This is a genomic window from Pseudomonas sp. NCIMB 10586, assembly GCF_023127895.1.
Lineage (GTDB): Bacteria > Pseudomonadota > Gammaproteobacteria > Pseudomonadales > Pseudomonadaceae > Aquipseudomonas > Aquipseudomonas synxantha_A.
The window spans coordinates 1-22,628 of the sequence record NZ_SPKQ01000043.1; the positions used below are offsets into that span (position 1 = coordinate 1).

18 protein-coding genes and 1 pseudogene are annotated in these 22,628 nt (G+C 60.6%); 5 read left to right on the forward strand and 14 right to left on the reverse strand.

Going from position 1 to position 22,628, the window contains the following annotated elements; all coding sequences use genetic code 11:
• On the reverse strand, positions 1-2,786 hold a 2,786-nt coding region (locus E4P01_RS18930), incomplete at its 3' end, for a DUF6531 domain-containing protein (protein WP_248130109.1).
• A 237-nt stretch (positions 2,787-3,023) separates the two neighbouring features.
• Here E4P01_RS18930 and E4P01_RS18935 point away from each other — a divergent pair.
• Positions 3,024-4,109 (forward strand): DUF1615 domain-containing protein, encoded by a 1,086-nt coding sequence (locus E4P01_RS18935; RefSeq protein WP_216091027.1) that lies wholly within the window; start codon positions 3,024-3,026, stop codon positions 4,107-4,109.
• On the opposite strand, the gene E4P01_RS18940 is transcribed toward E4P01_RS18935, so the two are convergent.
• Positions 4,110-4,904 (reverse strand): DUF4349 domain-containing protein, encoded by a 795-nt coding sequence (locus tag E4P01_RS18940; protein WP_216091028.1) that lies wholly within the window; start codon positions 4,902-4,904, stop codon positions 4,110-4,112.
• 85 nt (positions 4,905-4,989) lie between these two features.
• Between E4P01_RS18940 and E4P01_RS18945 the strand changes: the two are divergent.
• Positions 4,990-5,235 (forward strand): annotated as a pseudogene (locus E4P01_RS18945) (acyl-CoA thioesterase domain-containing protein); the annotation flags it as partial.
• A gap of 245 nt (positions 5,236-5,480) precedes the next feature.
• Here E4P01_RS18945 and E4P01_RS18950 read toward each other — a convergent pair.
• From E4P01_RS18950 to E4P01_RS18960, 3 genes are read right to left on the reverse strand one after another with little or no spacing between them, the layout of a single operon-like run.
• Positions 5,481-6,662 carry an acetyl-CoA C-acetyltransferase gene (locus E4P01_RS18950; protein ID WP_005786925.1) on the reverse strand — a complete coding sequence of 394 codons (1,182 nt, stop codon included), beginning with the start codon at positions 6,660-6,662 and terminating at the stop codon, positions 5,481-5,483.
• Between the two features lie 11 nt (positions 6,663-6,673).
• Complete coding sequence (locus tag E4P01_RS18955; RefSeq protein WP_005786928.1) at positions 6,674-7,333, reverse strand: CoA transferase subunit B; 660 nt, start codon at positions 7,331-7,333, stop codon at positions 6,674-6,676.
• Between the two features lie 31 nt (positions 7,334-7,364).
• Positions 7,365-8,063 carry a CoA transferase subunit A gene (locus E4P01_RS18960; RefSeq protein WP_010211319.1) on the reverse strand — a complete coding sequence of 233 codons (699 nt, stop codon included), beginning with the start codon at positions 8,061-8,063 and terminating at the stop codon, positions 7,365-7,367.
• A 133-nt stretch (positions 8,064-8,196) separates the two neighbouring features.
• Here E4P01_RS18960 and E4P01_RS18965 point away from each other — a divergent pair, with 133 nt between their 5' ends.
• Complete coding sequence (locus E4P01_RS18965) at positions 8,197-9,099, forward strand: LysR family transcriptional regulator (RefSeq protein WP_032876764.1); 903 nt, start codon at positions 8,197-8,199, stop codon at positions 9,097-9,099.
• A gap of 55 nt (positions 9,100-9,154) precedes the next feature.
• Here the strand turns inward: E4P01_RS18965 and E4P01_RS18970 are convergent, their stop codons facing one another.
• From E4P01_RS18970 to E4P01_RS18995, 6 genes are all read right to left on the reverse strand, one after another.
• Entirely contained in the window at positions 9,155-9,484 is a 330-nt protein-coding gene (locus E4P01_RS18970) for a hypothetical protein (RefSeq protein WP_003190335.1), read from the reverse strand.
• A gap of 469 nt (positions 9,485-9,953) precedes the next feature.
• Positions 9,954-10,808, reverse strand: coding sequence for an NAD-dependent protein deacetylase (locus E4P01_RS18975; RefSeq protein ID WP_216091029.1), 855 nt, complete (start codon positions 10,806-10,808; stop codon positions 9,954-9,956).
• 8 nt (positions 10,809-10,816) lie between these two features.
• Positions 10,817-11,257 carry a CBS domain-containing protein gene (locus E4P01_RS18980; RefSeq protein WP_103735350.1) on the reverse strand — a complete coding sequence of 147 codons (441 nt, stop codon included), beginning with the start codon at positions 11,255-11,257 and terminating at the stop codon, positions 10,817-10,819.
• Between the two features lie 130 nt (positions 11,258-11,387).
• Positions 11,388-13,337, reverse strand: a complete 1,950-nt coding sequence (locus tag E4P01_RS18985; RefSeq protein WP_216091030.1) for a DNA topoisomerase III — start codon at positions 13,335-13,337, stop codon at positions 11,388-11,390.
• Positions 13,338-13,503: 166 nt separating this feature from the next.
• The gene (locus E4P01_RS18990; RefSeq protein WP_216091031.1) at positions 13,504-15,126 is read right to left on the reverse strand and encodes an MFS transporter; all 1,623 of its coding nucleotides are present in this window, start codon (positions 15,124-15,126) and stop codon (positions 13,504-13,506) included.
• Between the two features lie 88 nt (positions 15,127-15,214).
• Complete coding sequence (locus tag E4P01_RS18995; protein WP_078820866.1) at positions 15,215-16,882, reverse strand: GMC family oxidoreductase N-terminal domain-containing protein; 1,668 nt, start codon at positions 16,880-16,882, stop codon at positions 15,215-15,217.
• Between the two features lie 129 nt (positions 16,883-17,011).
• On the opposite strand from E4P01_RS18995, the gene E4P01_RS19000 reads away from it, so the two are divergent.
• Positions 17,012-17,905, forward strand: coding sequence for a LysR family transcriptional regulator (locus E4P01_RS19000; RefSeq protein WP_216091032.1), 894 nt, complete (start codon positions 17,012-17,014; stop codon positions 17,903-17,905).
• Positions 17,906-18,028: 123 nt separating this feature from the next.
• Here E4P01_RS19000 and E4P01_RS19005 read toward each other — a convergent pair whose 3' ends face one another.
• From E4P01_RS19005 to E4P01_RS19015, 3 genes are all read right to left on the reverse strand, one after another.
• A complete protein-coding gene (locus E4P01_RS19005) occupies positions 18,029-19,888 on the reverse strand; it encodes a DUF3857 domain-containing transglutaminase family protein (protein ID WP_216091033.1) in 1,860 nt (619 codons plus the stop codon).
• 178 nt (positions 19,889-20,066) lie between these two features.
• Entirely contained in the window at positions 20,067-21,413 is a 1,347-nt protein-coding gene (locus E4P01_RS19010) for a glutamine synthetase family protein (protein ID WP_216091034.1), read from the reverse strand.
• 11 nt (positions 21,414-21,424) lie between these two features.
• Positions 21,425-21,982, reverse strand: a complete 558-nt coding sequence (locus E4P01_RS19015; protein ID WP_216091035.1) for an XRE family transcriptional regulator — start codon at positions 21,980-21,982, stop codon at positions 21,425-21,427.
• Positions 21,983-22,250: 268 nt separating this feature from the next.
• On the opposite strand from E4P01_RS19015, the gene E4P01_RS19020 reads away from it, so the two are divergent.
• Positions 22,251-22,559 carry an RcnB family protein gene (locus E4P01_RS19020; RefSeq protein WP_005786954.1) on the forward strand — a complete coding sequence of 103 codons (309 nt, stop codon included), beginning with the start codon at positions 22,251-22,253 and terminating at the stop codon, positions 22,557-22,559.
• Positions 22,560-22,628: the final 69 nt, after the last annotated feature.

A 22,628-nucleotide genomic window follows, 5' to 3' on the forward strand; every position in this document is an offset into this window, starting at 1 on the left:
CGGTATTTGACCTGGGTGCCGTCGGCGTTGATACGGCGGCTGATCAGGTGCAGGCCATCGGCATATTCGTAGCGGGTGACGTGGCCGAGTTCATCGCGTTCGGCGATGATTTTTCCGTAGGGGTTGTAGCTGAACTCCCGGCAAGCGCCGCCGGGCTGGATCAGTTTCAGCAGGCGACCGACAGCGTCCCATTCATAACCGGTCAGCGCGCCATGCTCATCCTCGCGGGCAACTTGCCGCCCCAGGTCGTCATAGCGATAACGTTTGATCCCACCATTGGGCAATTGCTCTTCCAGCAACTGTCCTCGCTCATTCCACACCAGCCGATGGCAACTATGATCCGGGTACCAAACCCCGGTCAGTTGCCCGTGTTTGTTGTAGCTGTAATCGGTAACCTCGCCGTCAGGATCGGTCCTACGCGTAACATCGCCTTGCTTATTACGCTCGTATTTCCAGACCACCTCCCCACGCCTCACAACCCGAACAAAACCGTTGTCATGCTCGTAAGACGTCGGCTCATCATCCCCCGGAAACAAAGCCACCAGGCGCCCAGCTTCGTCGTACTGATAGGCCGTTACCGCGCCCAGCGGATCCTGTTCGACGGTCAGCCGCCCCTTGGCATCGTAGGATTTGAAATGCTGCGCGCCGTCCGGATCGATGCGCTGCACCAACCGCGCTCGGTCGTCGTGGACATAGACTTCCTGGCTGCCATCGGCGTTATGCACGGTGACACGACCGTCATCCCCCCAGGCATAGCGCGTGTCCATCTGCGAAAAGCTCGCCCAGTGCCGGACGCAACGCGCCGCCTTGCCGGAGCCTTCCCACTCCCAAAAGAAACTCGCCCCACCGGCCAACTGCCGCTCAACAATGACGTGCTGATCGTCGTACCGATAACGCTCGCTTTCACCGACGGCATTGGTCGCGCAAACCAGTCGTCCATCTTCGTCATAGGCGTAGGAAACGACGTTCTGCTCGGTCTCCCAGACGTAGGGCTCGCGCCCTGTGGCGCGATGAACCTGGTAGTCCACTGCGACGATGCGGTCCAGCTCATAGCGCAACAGCAGCGAGCGACCAGCACCGTTATCCAGCCGCTCAATTCGCCCGGAATGATCACGGCAAATGCGTAGACGGTTGTCATACGCATCGCTGACCGCAGTCAGTACACCGTCGCGAAAGTGATAGAACCGCGACGCGTGGGCCAGCACCAGTTCATCAGGCGTCGAGCCCAAGTAGATTGCCGCTTCGGCAAGACTATTGGTGATCGCGGGTCGAGCCGCTGTAGGCAAGGGCAGGGTGGTCGAGCGGTTCTCATGGTCGATCCACACCACCGAATCGCCCGACACACAAAGCCTGTGCGCCAGCGCATGGCTCCAGCCAAACCCCAACCCGCAATCCACACCCACCGCACTGGTGCGATACAACCGCGTCCACTCAAACGGCAAAACACCGTCCAGCGCACCATCAGTGAGGGTCAATAATTCCTCGCCGGTGACCATCGACACCGGGCAGCCGTTAGTAACCGTCTTGTCCGCAGGTGCCGCCGCATCCCCCTTCGGATTCGAAGCCACAGCCGGCGCATCATCGACGTGCTCCTGTCGGACCAATATGGTCTGCCGGGCCTTGCTTCGCACTGCGGGCACCGGGTTCGAAACCAGTTGATCCCCAGCCTTCAACGGTACAGCCGGCACCACCCTGATCGGCGTCGCGGCACTGCTCAGCAACACAGGCTTGGCGACCTCGACATGCGGCCCCAACCCTGGCCCCACTACTTGCTTGGCCAGCAATTCCAACAACGCTCGTGCGCGCCCGGATTTGACGTGACTGAGCACACCAGCCCCCAATCGCACCACTACGCCCATCGCACCCAAGACGCGAATCAGCAGCAGATTGATCAGGACCTCACCGGTAATTTCGCCCCACAGTTCAGCCATCTCCGGCGGCGGGAGCATGCGCATCCAGCTGACCAGCGCCGATAGATAGATAAACAACAGCGGCTCATCACTGAGCACCAGCAAGCCCTGGGCGATCGCGTCACTGCTCAGTGTCAGCAGTTCATCGAGCTCAGTTTGAGAAAGGTATTGCAGCAGTTTTTCGCTGTTGGGCTTGAGGTCCGCCAGCAGCGCCGACAGCTCGCCAATGTTGTCCCACAGGCTGTAAAGCGCCTTGACCATGCCGCTGGCAAAGGCCGCCTCCAGCAGGCGGCGCCGCTCAAGCGGGCGAGCGTCTGCGTAACTTTTCCACTGGGCTTGGAAAGTGTCGGTCCACTCTTTGCGCAGCCGGGCTTCCAGCGCTGCGATCACCGACTGGTAGGAGGCATACAGCGCCTTGAGGTGATCCTGGGAAACGTTGGGGTAAAAGCTCACCCGATATTGCTGGTTGCGATCACACTCGGTGATCTCAAGGATGCCGCTCGGGCCGATGGTCTTGTGGATGGGCTCGCCCAGCGGACCGCCGTTTGGATCAACGCGTTGCAGCATCACCGCTGTGTCGCCGATCGGCACGAACCGCGTGCTCTGGAACATATGCACCAGGGTCAACGTACCGTTGGCCCGGCAGGTGGCGACGGTGCTGCTGGGAAACAGGGAGCGATTGATCGGGGCAACGAGCGTTACCTCATCGCCGACCTTGAACACCTGCTCAAGCTCCAGCGCCGAGAAGCTCCAGAAGCTATTGGCCCAATCGTCAAAGGTGTTCAAGCAATCGCGAAAGTCACGGAAGACGCCTTCAACGTCGACCGTTTTCACGTTCATTGGGGTCAGGGCCAGCCTGCCAATGACCGGGTTCAAGCGCCAACCCCATCAACCGGGGGCGTAACGAAAACAACCATCTGCAATCCCTCGCACTGTTCAATCAGGCGAGGGACTTTGCAGCGGTTCACAGGGCAGGGGAGTAGCGCTTATCCGGCAGTTATGTGGGATGTTTCAGCTAAAGCCAGGCATCCGCTTCGGCTCACCGACGAACCCCGGTTAGACTTACCTGTCGATATCTGCACTGCCCGGTCTGTCGTTAACCAAGGAAGCCTCATGTATCCAAGTCGTCTGCTCTTTTGCCTCATGCCTTTGCTGGTACTGGCCGGTTGTTCCACTTCCCGTGGCCCGCAGCAACCCGAGCGCAGTGAGGCCGAGGTGAAGGCGCAGATCGTGCGCCTGCTGCCGGCCAAGGTGTCGGACCGCAACGGTTGGGCCCAGGACATCTACACCGCCTTCGACACCCAGAAAATCTACCCCAGCACCGAAAACATCTGCGCCGTGCTGGCGGTGACCGAGCAGGAGTCTACCTATCAGGTCGACCCGCCTGTGCCGGGCATGGGCAAGATCGCCGAGGATGAAATCCTGCGTCGCGCCGGCAAGGTGCATGTGCCCGCGTTCGTGGTACGCAGCGCCCTGCAATTGCGTTCGCCCACCGGCAAAACCTACGCCGACCGCTTGAATGCCGCACGCACGGAGAAGGACTTGAGCGCGATCTTCGATGACTTCATCAGCATGGCGCCCCTGGGTAATACCTTGTTTGGCGGCTTCAACCCGGTGCACACCGCAGGCCCGATGCAGGTCAGTATCGACTTTGCACAAAAACAGGCGCGGGGTTATCCCTACACGGTGGACGGTACGATTCGCCGTGAAGTGTTCACCCGTCGCGGCGGTATGTACTTCGGCATCGCCCATTTGCTCGGCTACCCGGTGAGCTACGACCAGCCGCTGTACCGCTTTGCCGATTTCAATGCCGGTTGGTACGCCAGCCGCAATGCTGCGTTCCAGGCCGCGGTCAGCCGCGTGACGGGTAAAGAGCTGGCGCTGGATGGGGACTTGATCCGCTATGGCTCCCTGCTGCCCGGCACCACCGAACTGGCAGTGCGCTCACTGGGGGCGAAGCTGGACATGCGCAACCCGAGCATCCGCAGCCAGTTGGAGCAGGGCGACCAGTTGGATTTCGAGGACACTACGTTGTACAAGCGCGTCTTCAGCCTGGCCGACCAGGCGGCCGGCAAACCGCTGCCACGGGCGATCCTGCCGGGCATTGTGCTCAAGAGCCCGAAGATCACCCGCAACCTGACCACGGCCTGGTTTGCCAAGCGTGTGGATGAGCGCTATCAGCGCTGTATCAAGCGCTGATCAGCTTCGACGCTTGACGAACCGGCGCCACAACCCAACCCACAGCCACACCACCGGGAACGCCAGGATCACAAACGGCAGCACATAGCTGGCACGCTCCAGGGCGTCTGCCGTGCCGTTCACCAGGTTGTCTCCCAGGTGGCTGAACATCCGGCTGAAACGTGACGCTTGGTTCGCACCGTCAGAAGAGCGGAAATTCAGGGTCACGCGATTGGTATCGAGGCGGCGTTGCTGGCCGGCGGCAACCTGGGCCAATGCCTGCAACTCATTTTCAGTACTTGCTTGCTCCTTGCTCAGAACGATCAAGTCACTGACGTTGATATCCTTGCGCTTGGCCAGTTCGTCGAGGCGTTGCTGCTGGGCTTGCAGGCGCTGCTGGCGGCGGCGCACATCGTCGACCGCATCGGCCAGGTCTTCGGCGGTAGTGATGCGCTGGCCGAGTTTGCCGCCTTCAGCCGCGAGGGCGACCATCGGTTCCACACCCGTGGGTGCGATCCGCAGGATGATCTGGCCGCCGTTGCTGTCTTCGGTAATGCCAAGGATATTGCAGGCACCAAAGCGTGCCGTTTCACACGCCTCGCGGGTGGCCTGCATACGCGGCGCGAGCAGGGCGCCGGGCAGGGCCAGGGTCAGTTCATGCTCATAGGCCAGTTGCGCCCCGGCCTTGCCCTGTTCGCCATTGATGACCGTGGCGCGAGAGTGGTCCTTGGGTGAGCAACCGGCCAAGGCCAGGCCAGCGAGCAAAATCAACAGCGGCGCGCGAAGCGGGTGGGAATTGCCGTCCAGGTGGCGCATTACGTTTCCTTGAAATGTGCAGGAGAAATTGATCGCGATTAAAGCCGGTCTGGTCCATTAACGCAAAGCATTGCCGGGGATTTGCCTGGCCGATATTGGCATGGGATACGCCATGGCGTTTTCCAGTGAGCCACCGCTGCCGTTGATTACTGCCAGCATGACCTTGGACTACCTGGGCGCCGTGCAGGTGGGGGAGTGGATGGTGGTACGTTTGGAAAGCCACAAGCGCGGGCGGCAGATGGCGTTTGCGACGCTGAGTTTGCAAGTGCAGGAGCGCATTGTGCTGCGTGCGAGTGCGGTGTTTGCGGTGCCACAGGGTGACAGGCAATGAGATCAAATGTGGGAGCTGGCTTGCCTGCGATAGCGGTGTATCAGTCAGCAATAATTTGACTGACACACCGCTATCGCAGGCAAGCCAGCTCCCACCGTCTGACCGAGTGCTTACAGGTAGGGAATCGATAAAAGAAAAGGCCTGGCTTTTCGTGGAACCGGGCCTTTTCTGTGTTGCTCTTATTGGCATGGGGCTACTACGCAGCCCAACGGGAGCAAGCTCCCTCGCCACAATAGCGATCCGATTCAGCTGCGTTCGAGTGCCAGGGCCACGCCTTGGCCGCCGCCGATGCACAGCGTCGCCAAACCTTTTTTGGCGTCGCGCTTGATCATTTCATGCAGCAGGGTCACCAGCACGCGGCAGCCTGAGGCGCCAATCGGGTGGCCGATGGCGATCGCGCCGCCGTTGACGTTGACTTTATCGGCGTCCCATTCCAGCTCTTTGCCCACTGCCAAAGATTGCGCAGCGAAGGCTTCGTTGGCTTCGATCAGGTCCAGGTCTGCCAACTGCCAGCCGGCCTTGTCCAGGCAGCGGCGAGTGGCCGATACCGGACCGATGCCCATGATGGCCGGGTCTACGCCCGCATTGGCGTAGCTGGCGATACGCGCAAGTACAGGCAAGCCGAGGGCGCGGGCTTTGTCGGCGCTCATCAGCAGCACGGCGGCGGCGCCGTCGTTGAGGCTGGAGGCGTTGCCGGCGGTGACGCTGCCGTCTTTCTTGAACGCCGGCTTGAGCTTGGCCAGGGACTCGGCCGTGGTACCGGCGCGGGGTTGTTCGTCCACCGCGAAAGCCACCGGGTCGCCTTTGCGCTGGGGAATCAGGATCGGGGTGATCTCGTCGGCAAAACGTCCGGCCTCAATGGCAGCGGCGGCTTTTTGCTGGGAGGCGGCGGCGAACGCATCCTGGGCTTCACGGCTGATGCCGTACTTGTCTACCAGGTTCTCGGCGGTGATGCCCATGTGGTAGTCGTTGAATGCGTCCCACAGGCCGTCGGTGATCATGCTGTCGATCATCTTCGCGTGGCCCATGCGCAAACCGGTGCGCGCGGCGGGTAGTACGTAGGGTGCCAGGCTCATGTTTTCCATGCCGCCGGCAATGATCACCTCGGCGTCGCCGCAACGAATGGCCTGTGCGCCCAGGTGCAGGGCCTTGAGGCCCGAGCCGCAAACCTTGTTCAGGGTCAGGCTCGGCACGGCGTGGGGCAGGCCGGCGAGGATCGAAGCCTGGCGCGCCGGGTTCTGGCCGCTGCCTGCAGTGAGCACCTGGCCGAGGATCACTTCATCGACTTGGGCCGGGTCCAGGCCGGTCTGCTCCAGCAGGCGACGGATCACGGCGGCACCCAGTTCCGGGGCCGGGATGTTCGCCAGCGAACCTTGGAAGCTGCCCACGGCGGTGCGGGTGGCAGCAACAATCACGACGTCTTGCATGGAATCTGTCCTCACTGGAAGTGCATTTCTGGAACGTGGTCCGGGACGATCAGTTTACCGGCGGTCTTGCTCACAATCTCTTCAACACTGACGCCAGGTGCGCGTTCCTTGAGGACAAAAGCGCCATTTTCGATTTCCAGGTACGCAAGGTCGGTCAGCACACGCTTGATGCAGTTGGCGCCGGTCAGCGGCAGGCTGCATTGGCTGAGCAATTTGGACTCACCGTCTTTGGACGCGTGGGTCATGATCACGATGATATTTTCCGCACCGGCCACCAGGTCCATCGCACCGCCCATGCCCTTGACCAGCTTGCCGGGGATCATCCACGAGGCAATGTTGCCTTGTACGTCCACTTCAAACGCGCCGAGTACCGTGAGGTCGACATGCCCGCCGCGAATCATCGCGAAGGATTCGGCGGAAGAAAAGATCGAGGCACCGATACGCGCGGTCACGGTTTGCTTGCCGGCGTTGATCATGTCGGCATCAATGGTTTCTTCGGTAGGAAACGGTCCCATGCCGAGCAGGCCGTTTTCCGATTGCAGCATCACTTCCATGCCGTCGGGGATGTAATTGGCCACCAGGGTCGGAATGCCGATGCCCAGGTTCACGTAGTAACCGTCCTGCATTTCGCGGGCGACGCGTTGAGCCATTTGTTCGCGGGTAAGAGCCATGGTTGTTTCCTCTTATTGTTCTGGACGTGGATTATTTGCGGACGGTGCGCTGTTCGATGCGCTTCTCGAAGGTGCCGCAGATGATCCGGTCGACGTAGATGCCAGGGGTGTGGATCTGCGCCGGGTCCAGCTCGCCCGGTTCGACGATTTCCTCCACTTCGACCACGGTGATCTTGCCCGCAGTGGCGGCCAGCGGGTTGAAGTTCTGGGCGGTGTGGCGGTAGATGACGTTGCCGAAGTGGTCGGCTTTCCAGCCTTTGACGATGGCGAAATCGCCGGTGATGGACTCTTCCATCAAATACGGGCGGCCGTTGAATTCGCGGGTCTCCTTGCCTTCGGCAACTGGGGTGCCGACGCCGGTGGCGGTGAAGAAGGCCGGGATGCCGGCTCCGCCTGCGCGCATTTTTTCCGCGAGGGTGCCCTGGGGGGTGAGGACTACTTCGATTTCGCCGCTGAGCAGTTGCTTCTCGAACAAGGCGTTTTCACCCACATAAGAGGCGATCACCTTGCTGATCTGTTTTTCTTCGAGCAGCACGCCCAGGCCGAAGCCATCGACGCCGCAGTTGTTGGAAACCACCGTCAGGTCGCGGGTGCCTTTGCGCTTGATCTCGGCAATGAGGTTTTCCGGAATGCCACACAGGCCAAAACCGCCGGAGAGCACGGTCATGCCGTCTTCCAGGCCTGCCAGTGCTTCTTCATAGGACGCCACGCGTTTATCGAAACCTGCCATATGCACCTCTTTTATTGTTTGTGGTCCAGCCAGTGCGTTGAGTGTTGCGCCAGTGGATTGATTTGTTAAGTTGTTTTTTAAGGTTGATTGATTTAGAAAACAGCATAGTCCAACTGCTGTCTGGAGCTGCCTCATGACCGTCAAACAGATGCGTGCCTTTCTCGCCGTTGCTCAGAGTCTGAGTTTTGCTGCTGCCTGCGAGCGCCTGCACCTTTCTCAGTCGGCACTGAGCTTGACCATCAAGGGGTTGGAAGAAGGGTTGGGCGGGCGCCTGTTCAGCCGCAATACCCGTAACGTCGCGTTGACCCCGGAGGGCGAATCGCTGTTGCCCCTGGCGCGCCGGTTGATTGCCGACTGGGACAACGCCGAGGACGAACTGCGCCAGCGTTTTACCCTGCAACGCGGGCGCGTGACGGTGGCGGCCATGCCGTCGTTTGCCGGTAACCTGTTGCCGCCGATCCTGAAGATCTTCCGCGCACGTTACCCTCAGGTGAACGTGACGGTGCATGACCTGATCAACGAGCAAGTGCTGGAGATGGTGCGCGACCGCCAGGTGGAGTTGGGCGTGGCATTCGAGCCGTCCGAAGGGTCATCGTTGGCATTTACGCCGTTATATCTGGATCGCTTTATCGCCGTGGTGCCAGGGGATTCGCCGTTGGCTCAGCGTGCCGAGATCGATTGGAAAACCTTGCTGGAGCAACCGTTTATCACGTTGCAACGCCCCTCCACGGTACGTGTGATGTTGGAAGAACACCTTGGCGCCTTGCAGATGAAATTGCCCGTAGCGTTGGAAAGCCATCAACTGGCGACCGTGGGGAAGATGGTCGCCAGCGGGCTGGGCGTCAGCGCCGTGCCAGCGTTATGTGCCCGGCAGATGGAGGAGGCGGGTGCTCATTGCATTACCTTGACCGGCCCGGTGATCGAGCGGCCAATTGGCGTGTTGACCAAACCGGGCCATGAGTTGTCGGCGGCGGCGCAAGTGTTGTTCGATATTTTTCGGGATGAGGCGGGGAAGGGCAGGTTTCCAACTTTCTAACGTTATAAAAAATGCGGGAGCTGGCAAGCCAGCTCCCGCATTGATTGAGTAATACTTAGTAGTAGCGGTCGATCACTTTAACTTGCGAGCTGTCTTTGAAAGATGCCCAGGCATTGTTGAGTGTATCGAACACCTGCTCGATAAAGTTTCGATCAGCCGCAGCCTTCTTTCCGACATAGCCCTGGCCACGGCGGTACATCTTCAGGCGCGCCGCCAGTTCACGGTTATTGCGGTCGAACTCGGCTTCTTCGGTATGGGGCGCCAGGCAGTCAATTTGCACTTCGCCCGATTTGCCAATCCACAGGATATGGTCGTCGAGTGTGTCTTTCTGCGCTGCGAACATCTCAGCCAATTCATCGATAGTTGGTTGGTTGTTCAGATTCATGTGTAAGCCCCTTGACCAGTTGGCGATCTATCAATTGATTCGTTAAAACTGCGTAGTTGTCTCCGGTTCCGAAAACCGGGCGTCAGTGACGGTCTGCCGAATACGGGCAGGGTCTTGAACCTGATGCATGTAGTCTTGCTGATGAACTGCTACGCAACGCTTTCATAACGAAGACAAGCAGCGTTTTAGCTCCTTGTACCGGACCCTTTCGGGGCTGGTCAGCTTCATCAATCTGCCTTGTGGGCAGTGCACATCCGGAAAAACAGCTCGGCGGTCAGACGAGCCTGTTCAAAACGCTTGTTACCAACGCTCCCGATCCGGGAGACGTCTAGATCATGCAAGGACAAAAAGGTTACGTCAACGATTATGTAGTGATTATTTTTGATCACTACATAATTTGTTGTGGGGGCGGGGGAATGCGGGAAAACGTGACTTGGGCGTCATTTTTTGGAGGTGCAGGTCGGGCGTTTCAACCCTCCTGTAGGAGCCGGTCGACGAGCAACGGCAGTAGCTGCTCGCAGGAGGCCTGGATTTTAACCTGCAGCAGCTCATCCCCGCGTGTCTTGCCCAGATTGATCGCAATCACCGGCTTACGCTGCTCGACCATGGCCTTGCACAATCGGAACGCCGAATAGGCCATCAGTGACGACCCCACCACCAGCAGGCCCTCAGCGTGTTCTACCGCCGCCATCGCCTTCAGCGCCGTCGCCGGTGCGACATTCTCGCCAAAGAACACCACGTCAGGTTTGAGCCGCTCGCCGTTGCAATGGGGGCAGTGGGGCACCTGGAAGTGTTGTTCAAACGCCGGATCGAGCAAGGTGTCGCCATCCGGCGCTTGCACGGCGTGAACCTGCGCCATATGCGGGTTATCAACTTCCATTTGCCGCTGGATCACATCGCGCTCGCTGCGCAGTTGGCAATCCAGGCACAGCACCCGATGCAAGCTGCCGTGCAACTCGATCACGTCATGGCTGCCGGCCTGGTCATGCAGGGTGTCGACGTTCTGCGTGATCAGCCCGCTGATATGGCCATGGTGTTGCAGTGTCGCCAGTGCCAGGTGAGCCTTGTTCGGCTGCGCAATGCGCACACGCGGCCAACCCAGCATCGCCCGTGCCCAGTAACGGCGTCGCGCATCCGGGGTGGCAAGAAATTCCTGGTACATCATCGGTGCTTTGCCCCGGCGTACACCTTCACTGTCGCGGTAATCCGGGATGCCCGACGAGGTGCTGATGCCTGCGCCGGTCAAGGCTAAAAAGCGTCGTTCAGCCATAGCCCGGTGCAGGATTTCGAGGTGGTCTGCCTGATGTTCAAGCGTGTCGAGCATGGTGTCTCCTATTCGCCGCGGATGTATTGCTCCAGCTGTTTGATCAGATCGGCCTGTTCGGCGATGGCTTCCTTCACCAAGTCACCGATGGACAGCAGGCCCAACAGTTCGCCGTCTTCGACCACCGGTAGGTGGCGCAGGTGACTGTCGGTCATGATGTTCATGCATTCCTCGACACTTTTATGGGTGTCGACGGTGATGACGGGAGAGCTCATAACATCGTCGACCCGAGTGGTCACCGACGACAGGCCTTTGAGAATGAGTTTACGTGCGTAATCACGCTCGCTGATGATCCCTACGACCGCACCTTCCTTGACGACTGGCAAGGCACCGACGTTTTTCTCCGACATCCGCACCAGCGCTTCGAACACCGTGTGGTCCCATTGAATGGTGTGGACGTCCTGGTTTTTCTGATCCTTGGCTTTGAGCAATTGTGCGACGGTTTTCATGGCGGCCACTCCGGTGTTGTTATTAGGTAGTCAGGGTCCCCTAAAGAATCCTAGACGGCCTGCGGCAGGGCAAGACCCAAAGCGGCGTTAAACCTGTCGAAAAACGTCATTTGCCGGATTTTTACGCGTTCTAGCCCGCCGTTGTCGGTTTCTTTGTGCGCTTTGGACTGGCCGCAGCCTTGCGTGGAGCGCTCTTGCGTTTCTTCTTCCAGGGCGTGGCACCTCGACCTGCCGGGCTGGCGGGGCCGGTGATGGTCATGCGCATACCGTTACAGCGCGCCACCTGCTTGCTCATCCACGCCGCCTGCTTGGCAACGAATTCTTCCAGGCTCATTTCGCCGCTTTGCACCATGTCCAGCGCTTGCTCCCAGATGGCGGTGGTGCCTGGGTCGGCAATGGCGCGGGGCACCGCGTCAATCAGGCTGAACGCGGCTGGGGTTGCCGACAGGGCTTTGCCGTTTTTCACCAGGTAACCGCGGTCCAGCAAGCCCTGGATGATCCCGGCGCGAGTGGCTTCGGTGCCGATGCCGGTGGTGTCCTTGAGCTTTTGCTTGAGCAGCGGGTCTTGCACCAGTTTGGCGACGTTTTTCATCGCCTTGATCAGGTCGCCTTCGGTAAAGGGCTTGGGCGGTTGGGTCCACAGGTCCTTGAGGTTGACCTTGGCCACGGCGTAGTCCTGGCCCTGCACCAGCGTCGGCAAGGCCTGGGGCACGGGCGCTTCACGGCCTTTGGCGGGTGCCAGTGATTCGGGCAAGGCGCGTTTCCAGCCGGCTTCGATGATGACCTTGCCCACCGCACGCAATGCCTGGCCGGCACAGTCGAAATCTGCCTGGGTGCGGTCGTATTCATGGTTGGGCAGGAACTGCGCCAGGTAGCGCGCGCGTATCAAGGTGTAGACCGCACGGTGTTTGCCGGTCAGTTGGCTGACATCCTTGCCGGCGCCCGTGGGGATGATGCCGTGGTGGGCGCTGACCTTGGCGTCATTCCAGGCCCGCGAGCGGCGTTGAGGGTCGATGTGCGGCATCAATTCGTTGACCGCCGCATCCGCACGGCCCAGCGCCGAGAGGATCTTTGGCGCCTCACTGTGCTGGCTCAACGGCAGGTAGCCGCAATCGCTGCGCGGGTAGGTGATGACCTTATGAGTTTCGTAGAGGGATTGGGCAATATCCAGGGTTTCCTGGGCGCCCAGGCCGAGCTTTTTGGAACAGATTTCCTGCAGTGTGCCGAGGTCAAAGGGCAGGGGGGCAACTTCGCGCATGCGTTCGGTGCGCAGCTTTACCAGCCGCGCCGTGTTCGCGTTGCCCATGGCGTCGGCAGCGTCCCGCGCCAGTTGCGGGTTGAGGCAACGGCCCTGATCATCGCAGGCATCTTCATTGGCGCGCCACTGGGCGGTGAAGGTCATGCTTTCGTGACGCAGGTCGACATCAATGGCCCAATACGCCACCGGTACGAAATCGGCGATGCTGCGATCACGGTCCACCACCAGGCGCAGGGTCGGGGTTTGCACCCGGCCTACCGGCAATACGCCCTGATAGCCGGATTGGCGCCCCAGTAGGGTAAACAGGCGGCTCATGTTCATACCGATCAGCCAGTCGGCGCGGGAGCGGCCCAGGGCCGAGTGATACAGGCTGAAGGTTTCGGCGCCCGGCTTGAGCGCCGCCAGGGCCTTGCGAATGGAGGCCTCGTCCAGTGCCGATAGCCATAGCCGCTGGATCGGCCCACGGTAGCGGCAATGCTCCACCAGTTCACGGGCGATCATCTCGCCCTCACGGTCAGCATCGGTGGCGATCACCAGCTCCTGGGCTTCCCCCAGCAAGCGCTTGACCGCCTTGTACTGGCTGGCGGTCTTGGGCTTGACCAGCATCTTCCATTTTTCCGGAACGATCGGCAGGTCGGCCAGCACCCAGCGTTTGTATTTGGCGTCGTAGGCGTCGGGCGGGGCAGTTTCCAACAGGTGCCCGATGCACCAGGTGACAGTAACCCCGTTGCCCAGCCAGCAGCCGTCGCCGCGGCGTGTGGCGCCGAGCACGGCCGCGATATCCTTGGCCTGGGAGGGTTTTTCACAGAGGTACAGCCGCATGGTCATCACATCAGATCGGGTTGATGCCTTGCAGGATGCTTAGTCAAAAGGATTTGAGCAACCATTATCTGTATGGATGTACAGCAATTTGTGTGAGCAACAACAACCAAAATGTGGGAGGGGGGCTTGCTCCCTCCCACAAGGGATCTTCGGTGTTCAAACGAACTCAGTTGTTATCGATATCCACATGCCGGGTTTCTTTGAGGCAGAACAAACCGACGATCAAGCTCACCCCAGTCACCACCACCGGGTACCACAGGCCATAGAAGATATCGCCGGTATACACCACCAGGGCAAAGGATACGGTCGGCAGGAACCCGCCAAACCAGCCGTTGCCGATATGGTAGGGCAGGGACATCGACGTGTAGCGGATACGCGTCGGAAACAGCTCCACCATCAGCGCCGCCAATGGCCCGTAGCACATGGCCGCGATCAGGATCAGCACGACGATCAGCACCACCACCATCACCTTGTTGACCTGGGCCACGTCCGCCGAAGACGGGTAGCCGGCCAGGGTCACGGCGCCACGCAGTGCCGCCTCGTCAAAGCCGTCGATGCGCACATCACCCACGCTCACCTGCACCGGGCTGCCTGCCGGAGCGGCGGCGCTGCTGTAGGGCAGGCCCTGCTTGACCAGGAAGGTCTTGACCTTGTCGCATGGGCTGTCAAAACGCGCCTTGCCCACCGGGTCGAACTGGAAAGTACAGGTGGCCGGGTCGGCCAGCACGGTAATCGGCGCCTGTCGGCTGGCCTGGTCCATCGCTGGGTTGGTGTAGTGCGCCAGGCCCTTGAAGATCGGGAAGTACAGCGCGGTCGCCAGCAGCAGGCCGAGCATCAGCACCGGCTTGCGCCCGACCTTGTCCGACAGCCAGCCAAACAGGATAAAGAACGGCGCGCCAATCACCACGCTGATGATCAGCAACATATTGGCCAGGGCCGGGTCCATGCGCAGGAACTGGGTCAGGAAGAACAGCACATAGAACTGCGCCGCGTAAAAGGTCACGGCCTGCCCGCCGTTGATACTGAACAGGGCAATCAGTACGACCTTGAGGTTTTCCCATTTACCGAACGACTCGCGGATCGGCGCCTTGCAGGCCTTGCCTTCCTCTTTCATTTTCAGGAAGGACGGCGATTCGTGCAGGCTCATGCGGATCCAGGTCGAGATGCCCAGCAGCACGATGGAAAACAGGAACGGGATGCGCCAGCCCCACACTTCGAACTGATCGCCTGTGAAGTAACGGCAGGCCAGCACCACCAGCAACGACAGCAGCAGGCCGAGGGTGGCGGTGGATTGAATCCAGCTGGTATGCAGGCCGCGCTTGCCAGGTGGCGCATGTTCGGCCACATAGGTGGCCGCGCCGCCGTACTCGCCGCCCAGCGCCAGGCCCTGCAACATACGCAGTACGATCAGGATGATCGGTGCGGCAATGCCGATGCTGGCGTAGGTCGGCAGCAGCCCGACGCAGAAGGTTGCCACGCCCATCAAAATGATGGTGACCAGGAAGGTGTACTTGCGCCCGATCATGTCGCCCAGGCGGCCGAACACCAATGCTCCGAACGGGCGCACCACGAAGCCTGCGGCGAAGGCCATCAAGGCAAAGATAAACGCAGTGGTGTCGTTGACCCCGGCAAAGAACTGCTTGCTGATCACCGCCGCCAGGGCGCCGTAGAGGAAAAAGTCATACCACTCGAACACCGTCCCCAGGGACGAGGCGAAGATGACTTTTCTTGATTCGCTGGCAGTGCTTGCACTGGCCGCCGAGCCCAGGGGTTGAGCATGTTCTGACATTGGGTGTCCCTCACAGTGATTATTTATTGTTGTCCCACTGTCGGCGCCAACTTCGGCGCCGCTGTTTTTCTTCATATATCGTCAACGATTACGCGGGGTGCCCTGCGGTGCGCGGTGCGGGTGGGTTTTTCGCGAGCAAGCTCGCGCCTACAGTGTTCGGTGAAAGGATCAACTGCGCGGCCTTCTCGGCGATCATCAGCGTCGGTGAGCAGGTATTGCCGGAGGTGATGCGCGGCATGATCGACGCATCGGCAATGCGCAGCCCGGGGATGCCATGCACACGCAGTTGGCTGTCGACCACGGCGTCCTTGTCATCGCCCATGCGGCAGGTGCCCACCGGGTGGAAAATGGTGGTGCCGATGCGTGCCGCGGCTTCGTGCAGTTGTGCTTCTGTTTGCAGCGCATCGCCAGGCAGGTATTCCACCGGCTTGAACTGGCTCAAGGCGGGCGCGGCGACGATGCGCCGGGTCAGGCGGATGGCGTCGGCGGCCACGCGCAAGTCCTCGGGGTGGCTGAGGTAGTTGGGTTGTATCAGCGGGGCATCCGCCGGGTTGGCCGAGCGAATATCCACGCGGCCGCGGCTTTGCGGGCGCAGGTCGCAGACCGACGCGGTAAACGCCGGGAAGCCGTGCAACGGTTCGCCAAAGCGCTCCAGGGACAGCGGCTGCACATGGTATTCAAGGTTGGCCGACGTCTGCTCCGGCCCGGAGCGGGCAAATGCGCCAAGCTGGCTGGGCGCCATCGACAGCGGACCGCTGCGGTCGTACAGGTAGCGCAGGCCCATGCCCATCTTGCCCCACAGCGTGCCGGCGATCTGGTTCAGGGTGCGCGCATTTTCCAGTTTGTAGATCAGACGCAGTTGAAGGTGATCTTGCAGGTTGCCGCCCACGCCCGGCAGTTCATGCACCACATCAATGCCCAACGGTTTGAGCACGTTGGTGGGGCCGATCCCGGAACGCTGCAGAATGCCCGGTGAGCCCACGGCACCGGCGCACAATATGATCTCCTTGCGCGCTTTCCAGCTGAGCTTTCGGCCGTGTTGGCGCCCGACAACCTGGGAGGCTCGGCCGTTTTCCAGCAGCACACGGTCGACCTCCACCTCCGTCAACACAGTCAGGTTGGGGCGTTGGCGGATCGGCTTGAGAAACGCCTTCGCCGCATTCCAGCGCACCCCGGCCTTCTGGTTGACCTGGAAGTAGCCGCAGCCTTCGTTGTCGCCCTGGTTGAAATCATTGATGTTGGCGATGCCGCTCTGGGCTGCCGCCTCACGAAACGCATCGAGGATTGGCCACGACAGGCGCTGCTGCTCGACGCGCCACTCGCCACCATCGCTGTGGAATTCCGAGCCACCGGCAAAGTGGTTTTCGCTGTGTTTGAACAGCGGCAACACATCCTTCCAGGCCCAGCCCGGGTTGCCTGCTGCCGCCCAGCCGTCGTAGTCCTGGGCTTGGCCGCGCATGTAGATCATGCCGTTGATGGACGAGCAGCCGCCGAGCACTTTGCCCCGTGGGTAGCTCAGGGCGCGACCTTGCAGGCCGGCTTGCGCCTCGGTTTTGAAGCACCAGTCGGTGCGCGGGTTGCCGATGCAGAACAGGTAGCCGACGGGGATATGGATCCAGGGGTAATTGTCGCGGCCACCGGCTTCGAGCAGCAGGACGCGGTGGGCCGGGTTGGCGGACAAACGATTGGCCAGCAGGCAACCGGCGGGGCCGGCGCCGACCACGATGTAATCGTATTCAGCAGTTGCAATGGGCATCTGGGGGCTCGCTTGTTTTTCTTGTTGGCCCCATCCTAGTTGTTAGTTTTCGTCTTAAAAATGTTAGTTTTTACCCAGCTGCTGTGCGTTTTTAAACAGCGCGGTCCGGGCTCAGGCAATGGAGGCGATATGTTCGACTGGAATGACCTGCGGTTTTTTCTCGAGTTGCAGCGCAGTGGCCGCCTGCTCACCGCCGCGCAACGCTTGAAAACCACGCATGCCACCGTGGCCCGGCATATCGAGGCCATCGAGAAAAGCCTCGGCACCGCGCTGTTTGTGCAACACGCCCAAGGCTACGAATTGACACCCGCGGGCGAGGCGCTGCTCAAACATGCCGAAGTCATGGAGAACGTGGCGCTGCTGGCCGAAGACGAACTCACCCACTCAGCCGCGCCCTTGGGCAAGATACGTCTGGGGGTGGCCGAAGGTCTGGGCGTGATGTTCCTCGCCGGGCGCATGGGCGGGTTGTTCGAGCGTTACCCAGGTCTGGAAGTGGAGCTGGTGGCCGTACCGCGTTTTGTCAGCATCCTCAATCGCGAAGCGGAGATCAGCATCCACCTGGAACGCCCCAGCGTCGATCAATTGGTGACACGCAAACTCACCGACTACCGTCTGGCGCTGTATGCCAGCCGCGTTTATCTTGCGCGCAACCCGCCGATCGAAAAGCGCGAAGACCTCGCCGCCCATGCCTGGATCGATTACGTCGATGACCTGCTGTTCAGCCAGGAACTGAAGTTCCTCAACAGCTTCTGTCGCAACCCCAAGGTGGTGTTCCACAGCACCAGCGTGATCGCCCAGCACCAGGCGGCGCGTTCGGGGTTGGGCATTGCCGTGTTGCCATGCTTTATGGCGGCGGGCGACAAGGATTTGGTGCCGTTGCTGCCGGCAGAGAGCATCCAGCGCAGCTACTGGATCAGCTCGCGCCGAGAGCTGCACAAGTCTGTGCGGTTGCGGGTGTTGTGGGATTATGTGGTGGAGTTGTGTGCACGGGAGCAGCATTTACTACTCGGCGAATCCCGCTGACACACACGGACTAAAAGGTGCGAGCTGGCTTGCCTGCGATGGCGGTGTATCAGTCACTCATGTGCAAGCTGACCCGCCGCCATCGCAGGCAAGCCAGCTCCCACATTTGATCTGAGTTTGATTTTAGAGCTTGACTACCTGATGCACCTGCTCGGCACACGCCCGAGCCTCGTCAATCATCTTGCCGAACGCATCACTGGCCACTTCAGCATGGGTCAGCCAGCGTTTCTTCTGGCTCAGGCGATAGTGGTAGCGCAGCGAGCCATCCTGCAGTTTTCCGTCCAGGTCCAGGTCGTACCAGGGCGAGCGCACTGTGCAGCCGGGGATGGCTTTTTCCATCTTCCCGCCTGTCAGGGTGTAGGTGTAGTCGTAGGTTTCCGGGTTGCCCAAGTAAAGGTCGGCCTGCTGCCCCTGGCGGCGATAGTTGATGTAGCCCTCCCACCGGTCTTTCAACGACGGGTCGGTGTAGACATAGTCATTGGCCAGTTTTTCCAGGGCGCGCTGATCATTCATGCGCGCGGTGACGCTATAACCGTCATGCACCACAAAGCCGGTAGGTTCACGGGTGATCTGGCAGTCGCTGATGTCGTTGCCGAAGTTGGCGCAGATATTCTGGTCGGTGGCGGTGGTGCCTTGCTGGCGGTCGGCGACGCTCATTTGCATCAGCGGCAGGCGGCTGAAGGTGATAGTCGCCTTCACCGCGCCATCTCCCTCTTTGCCGTACTGCACTTGTTTGTCCAGGCGGATCGAAACTTCGGGCCGCTCCAGCGGGATGCGCTCTTCGCGCACCTGGCCCTGGGCGTCGTTGACCAGCACCCAGCGGTCCTGAATGTCGGGCATGATCTGGCCCGGGGCGAAGACCGGATTGGTCGGGTCAAGCCACCACACCTGGTCATTCACTTCGGCACGCACGATGGCGTGGTTAGGCGCCTGGGTACCCGGAATCAGCAAGGAGTCGACCACATCGCCACGGCTCACCCACGCGGTCTCGGCCTTGATGCCACTGGCCTTGAGCATGGCCGTCAGCAGCGTCGCCAGGTCCTTGCAGTCGCCGTAGCCATGCTGCTCGATTTCCGCCAGGCTGAATGGCACATAACCACGCTCGCTGGCCCGCCAGTCACCCAGGTAGCGGTAGTGATCATTGATGTGCTGCATCAGCGCAGCCACTTGCTCGGCCGGTGCCAGGCTGCGTGCGGCGGCCACGGCGGCGGCGGCTTGCGCCGGCAGGTTGGCGCCGAGAATCTGGTTGTAACGCTGGGCGAAATCACCGAAGTAAGCCTGGCGTTCCACGGCGCTACCGACTTCCAGGCGTGGGATGCGCAGCAGGGCGGCAGCGGAGGATTCATTGATGTAGTTGAGGTAGATCGGGGCTTTAAGCGCCACGTCCAGGGTCTTGCCGTTGCTCGAAGGGGTCACGTTGAACGCGTCGAACATTTCACTGCGCCACTGGATCGGGCGTTCGGCGGTAAAGCGCGCCTTGAAGCGATCACGGCGGGCCGCGCCGGGGCCGAACTTGAGCACGTAATGGAACTGGGTCATCAGCGGTTTGGCCGGGTAGTGCTGGCGTACGGTGTAGCGGATCTTTGTGCCCACGCGCAAGTTGGGGAAGGCCAGGGAGGTTTGTTTGTCGCGGCTGAAGCCCTGGTCCGGGTTGGGCGCGCTGCGCGTGTCGATTTGAGTGGCCGCCAGGGGGACCGGCTTGGCGCCAGGCTGGGTGGACTGTGCGCTGATCACCTCAAAGGTATCGCCTTCGGAGTAATCGAAGTCGATGCGCGAAAGCATTTCGCGGCCGTTGGGCTTGAGGATCGTGTAGCGGTAAGTGGTGGTGCAGTCGGTACTGGCGTCGCGGTTGAAGTGGCAGTGCAATTCGGTGTCGTTGGCCAACGGCGCTTCGGCAATAGGTTGCAGGGCAGCGCTGACGGAATGGGAAACAAGCCCCAGACTGATGGCAATCAAAGGGCGGTGAAACGAAAAACGGTACATGGGCGCCTCGGGTGACACATTGAAACAGCTACCCGGCGGGTAGCGAGAAGGCGCCGGATGATAATGGGTCTCAACGGCAAAAGCCAGGATTGTTCGACAATTTATCCGTCTGAAAGGCCCGTGCTAGAGCCTTTCTTTGATTTAAGTCAGGTTTTGGGCAAGTCAGTTTCGGTAGTTTTTAAAGAAACCAGCGATATTCCCGCGCATGAATCTCTTGCTGGAAAGCCAAGTGATCCTGGCGCTTGTTCTCGCAATATACATCGACAAATTCCGCGCCCAGCTTGTCGCGCACTACCGGTTGCTGCTGCATGGCGCGCACGGCGTCGAGCATCTCCACCGGGAAATCGGTACCGCTGTTACGGTCTTCGTTCAGCGATGTGATCGGCTCGCGCTTGGCCTCAAGCCCATGCCCCAGGCCCATCAGGATCGCCGCCAGCACCAGGTAGGGGTTGGCGTCGGCGCTGGCCAGGCGGTGCTCGATCCGCAGGTTGCGCGGGTCGGACTCGGGGATGCGCACGCACGCGTCACGGTCTTCAAAGCCCCAACTGGCGCGGGTGGCGGCGTTGACGGTGCCACCCAGGCGGCGCAAGGCATTGTGGTTGGGCGCGAAGATCGGCATGCAATGCGGCAGCAGCTCCAGGCAACCGGCCACGGCGTGGCGCAGCGGTTGCTGTTGATGGGCGGCAAGCAGGTTATTGCCCGCCGCGTCGTAGAGGCTGACATGCACATGCATGCCGCTGCCGGGAAATTGCAGGTAGGGCTTGGCCATGAAACTGGCGCGGTAACCGTGCTTGAGTGCCACGCCCCGGGTGCTGCGGCAGAACAGCGCGGCCCAGTCGGCGGCGCGCAAGCCGTCGTCGCAGTGGCCAAAGTTGATCTCGAACTGGCCGGGACCAATCTCGGCCGTGATCACGGTGATGTCGATACCCTGTTCCTGGGCGGTTTGCGCCATGTCGTCGAGCACTTCGCTGAAGCGCGAGAGCCGCTCGATATGCAGGTTGGGCTGGTCGTCGGCGTCACCACTGAGCGGGTCCCGGGCAAATTGCGGCAGGCCGTTGTCGAGCTTTTTATCGAACAGGTAAAACTCCAGCTCAAACGCTACCACCGGGTGGATGCCCTTGTGCTGCAAGCGTTCCAGCACCTTGGCCAATACTTCGCGGGGCTCGAATTCGATCGGCGCTGCGGTGCCGTCCGAGGTGATGAGCATTTGCCCCAAGGGCTGCGATTCCCAGCTAACCGGCTTCAATGTGCCCGGTACCAGGCGGCGATTGGCATCCGGGTCACCGTCGTTGAAGCAGTAGTCGCCAATCTTGAACAACCCGCCCTGAGCCCCCAGCAATACCGCGTTCTGCGGCAACTTCAACGGGCTGCCGGCAGCGACTTTTTCAAGCATCTCCACCGGGTAGCGCTTGCCGTAGAAATGCCCGGGAATGTCCAGGGCGATCAGGTCGACATAACGCACGTCGGGGTGGTTCTGGCGAAAGGTCCGTACTTCGGCCAGCAACGTTGCAGATGGGCTTTTCACGGGTGCAGCTCCTAGTTGTAAACCCACAGGACGCGGGCGGGCAGGTCGGTCAGGTTGGCGTAGCGGCAGTGGGCGAAACTGGCCAGGTGGAAACTGTCGCCTTCGTAGAGGGTGACTGCATCGGGCTCACCCTCAACCCACAGGGTTAGCTCGCCCTCCAGCACAAAGCCAGCCTGCTCGGCGCGATCGCTCATGCTTTGCTCGCCGCTGTTGGCACCGGGGGCCAACAAGCTGTCGAGCATCGAGAACGCGCCGTTCATGCTCGGCGACACCAGGATGTCGGTGATGCCATTGGCGTAATACACCGTGCGCCGCTCGTTGGGGCGGGTCACCCAGTCCACCGCCTTGGGTTTGGGCAGGCTGTAGAAATAGGTGGTGGGCACATCGAGGGCATGGCTGATGGCGGTCAGGTCGGCGACGGTGGGTTGCGACAACCCGCGTTCCACTTGGGACACAAACCCCACCGAGCGCTCGATCTTTTGTGCCAATTGCGCCAGGGTGAGTTTCTTGTGCTTGCGCAGGTCGTGGATCAGGGTCGCGAGAGTGGCGAGTTCTTGTTGCTGGTTCATGAAATTTAGTTCGAATAATTTCATGAAAAATTACATGATTAATTTCATGGAGGCAATCGGGAGGGAGTTTGAAGCGTATTTATTCTTGCTGGAACAGGAGCTGCAGGGGTGTAGCACGCGATCGGATGCGGATCGGGTGGGACAATTGTTGGCCGGACTTTATGGGTCAGCAAGGCCGAGCTGGCCACAGGGGAAACTGAGCGGGCTGAATGATTCTGCGCCGCCGCGGTCGGAACCTGGGTACGCACCATTAATTGAAGGAGCACCCATGAAGTCGAAAACCTTAGCCGCTTGCCTGCTGGTCGCTGCCAGCTTTTCCACCGCCAGCGCTGTAGTGCAGGCCGGCGATACCCCTCAGGAAACCGTGCAACCTTCAAACATCAACGCCCGTGATTTGAAAGAAGGTGATCGCGCCCCGGACATGTTGATGCGCGAGGAATCAGCGATTAAAGACTGGAAAAAGCGCGGCCTCAAACAGCCTGAGGATGAGAGCCAATGGGCGCGTGTAGGCGACAAGTACGTCCTGCTCAAAACCACCAACGGCACCATCCTTGAAATTACGCCGGTCAAGAAATAATTCTGCCGGGCCACCTGCTCGTTTCGTGGTTCATGCGTTAAGGTAACCGACCGCAATGGTCGCGTTACC

What these genes read in the sequence shown, in the direction of transcription:
- E4P01_RS18935 (WP_216091027.1), top strand. Translation starts at nt 3,024, where the DNA reads ATGTATCCAAGTCGTCTGCTCTTTTGCCTCATGCCTTTGCTGGTACTG.
- E4P01_RS18940 (WP_216091028.1), bottom strand. Translation starts at nt 4,904, where the DNA reads ATGCGCCACCTGGACGGCAATTCCCACCCGCTTCGCGCGCCGCTGTTG.
- E4P01_RS18950 (WP_005786925.1), bottom strand. Translation starts at nt 6,662, where the DNA reads ATGCAAGACGTCGTGATTGTTGCTGCCACCCGCACCGCCGTGGGCAGC.
- E4P01_RS18955 (WP_005786928.1), bottom strand. Translation starts at nt 7,333, where the DNA reads ATGGCTCTTACCCGCGAACAAATGGCTCAACGCGTCGCCCGCGAAATG.
- E4P01_RS18960 (WP_010211319.1), bottom strand. Translation starts at nt 8,063, where the DNA reads ATGGCAGGTTTCGATAAACGCGTGGCGTCCTATGAAGAAGCACTGGCA.
- E4P01_RS18965 (WP_032876764.1), top strand. Translation starts at nt 8,197, where the DNA reads ATGACCGTCAAACAGATGCGTGCCTTTCTCGCCGTTGCTCAGAGTCTG.
- E4P01_RS18970 (WP_003190335.1), bottom strand. Translation starts at nt 9,484, where the DNA reads ATGAATCTGAACAACCAACCAACTATCGATGAATTGGCTGAGATGTTC.
- E4P01_RS18975 (WP_216091029.1), bottom strand. Translation starts at nt 10,808, where the DNA reads ATGCTCGACACGCTTGAACATCAGGCAGACCACCTCGAAATCCTGCAC.
- E4P01_RS18980 (WP_103735350.1), bottom strand. Translation starts at nt 11,257, where the DNA reads ATGAAAACCGTCGCACAATTGCTCAAAGCCAAGGATCAGAAAAACCAG.
- E4P01_RS18985 (WP_216091030.1), bottom strand. Translation starts at nt 13,337, where the DNA reads ATGCGGCTGTACCTCTGTGAAAAACCCTCCCAGGCCAAGGATATCGCG.
- E4P01_RS18990 (WP_216091031.1), bottom strand. Translation starts at nt 15,126, where the DNA reads ATGTCAGAACATGCTCAACCCCTGGGCTCGGCGGCCAGTGCAAGCACT.
- E4P01_RS18995 (WP_078820866.1), bottom strand. Translation starts at nt 16,882, where the DNA reads ATGCCCATTGCAACTGCTGAATACGATTACATCGTGGTCGGCGCCGGC.
- E4P01_RS19000 (WP_216091032.1), top strand. Translation starts at nt 17,012, where the DNA reads ATGTTCGACTGGAATGACCTGCGGTTTTTTCTCGAGTTGCAGCGCAGT.
- E4P01_RS19005 (WP_216091033.1), bottom strand. Translation starts at nt 19,888, where the DNA reads ATGTACCGTTTTTCGTTTCACCGCCCTTTGATTGCCATCAGTCTGGGG.
- E4P01_RS19015 (WP_216091035.1), bottom strand. Translation starts at nt 21,982, where the DNA reads ATGAACCAGCAACAAGAACTCGCCACTCTCGCGACCCTGATCCACGAC.
- E4P01_RS19020 (WP_005786954.1), top strand. Translation starts at nt 22,251, where the DNA reads ATGAAGTCGAAAACCTTAGCCGCTTGCCTGCTGGTCGCTGCCAGCTTT.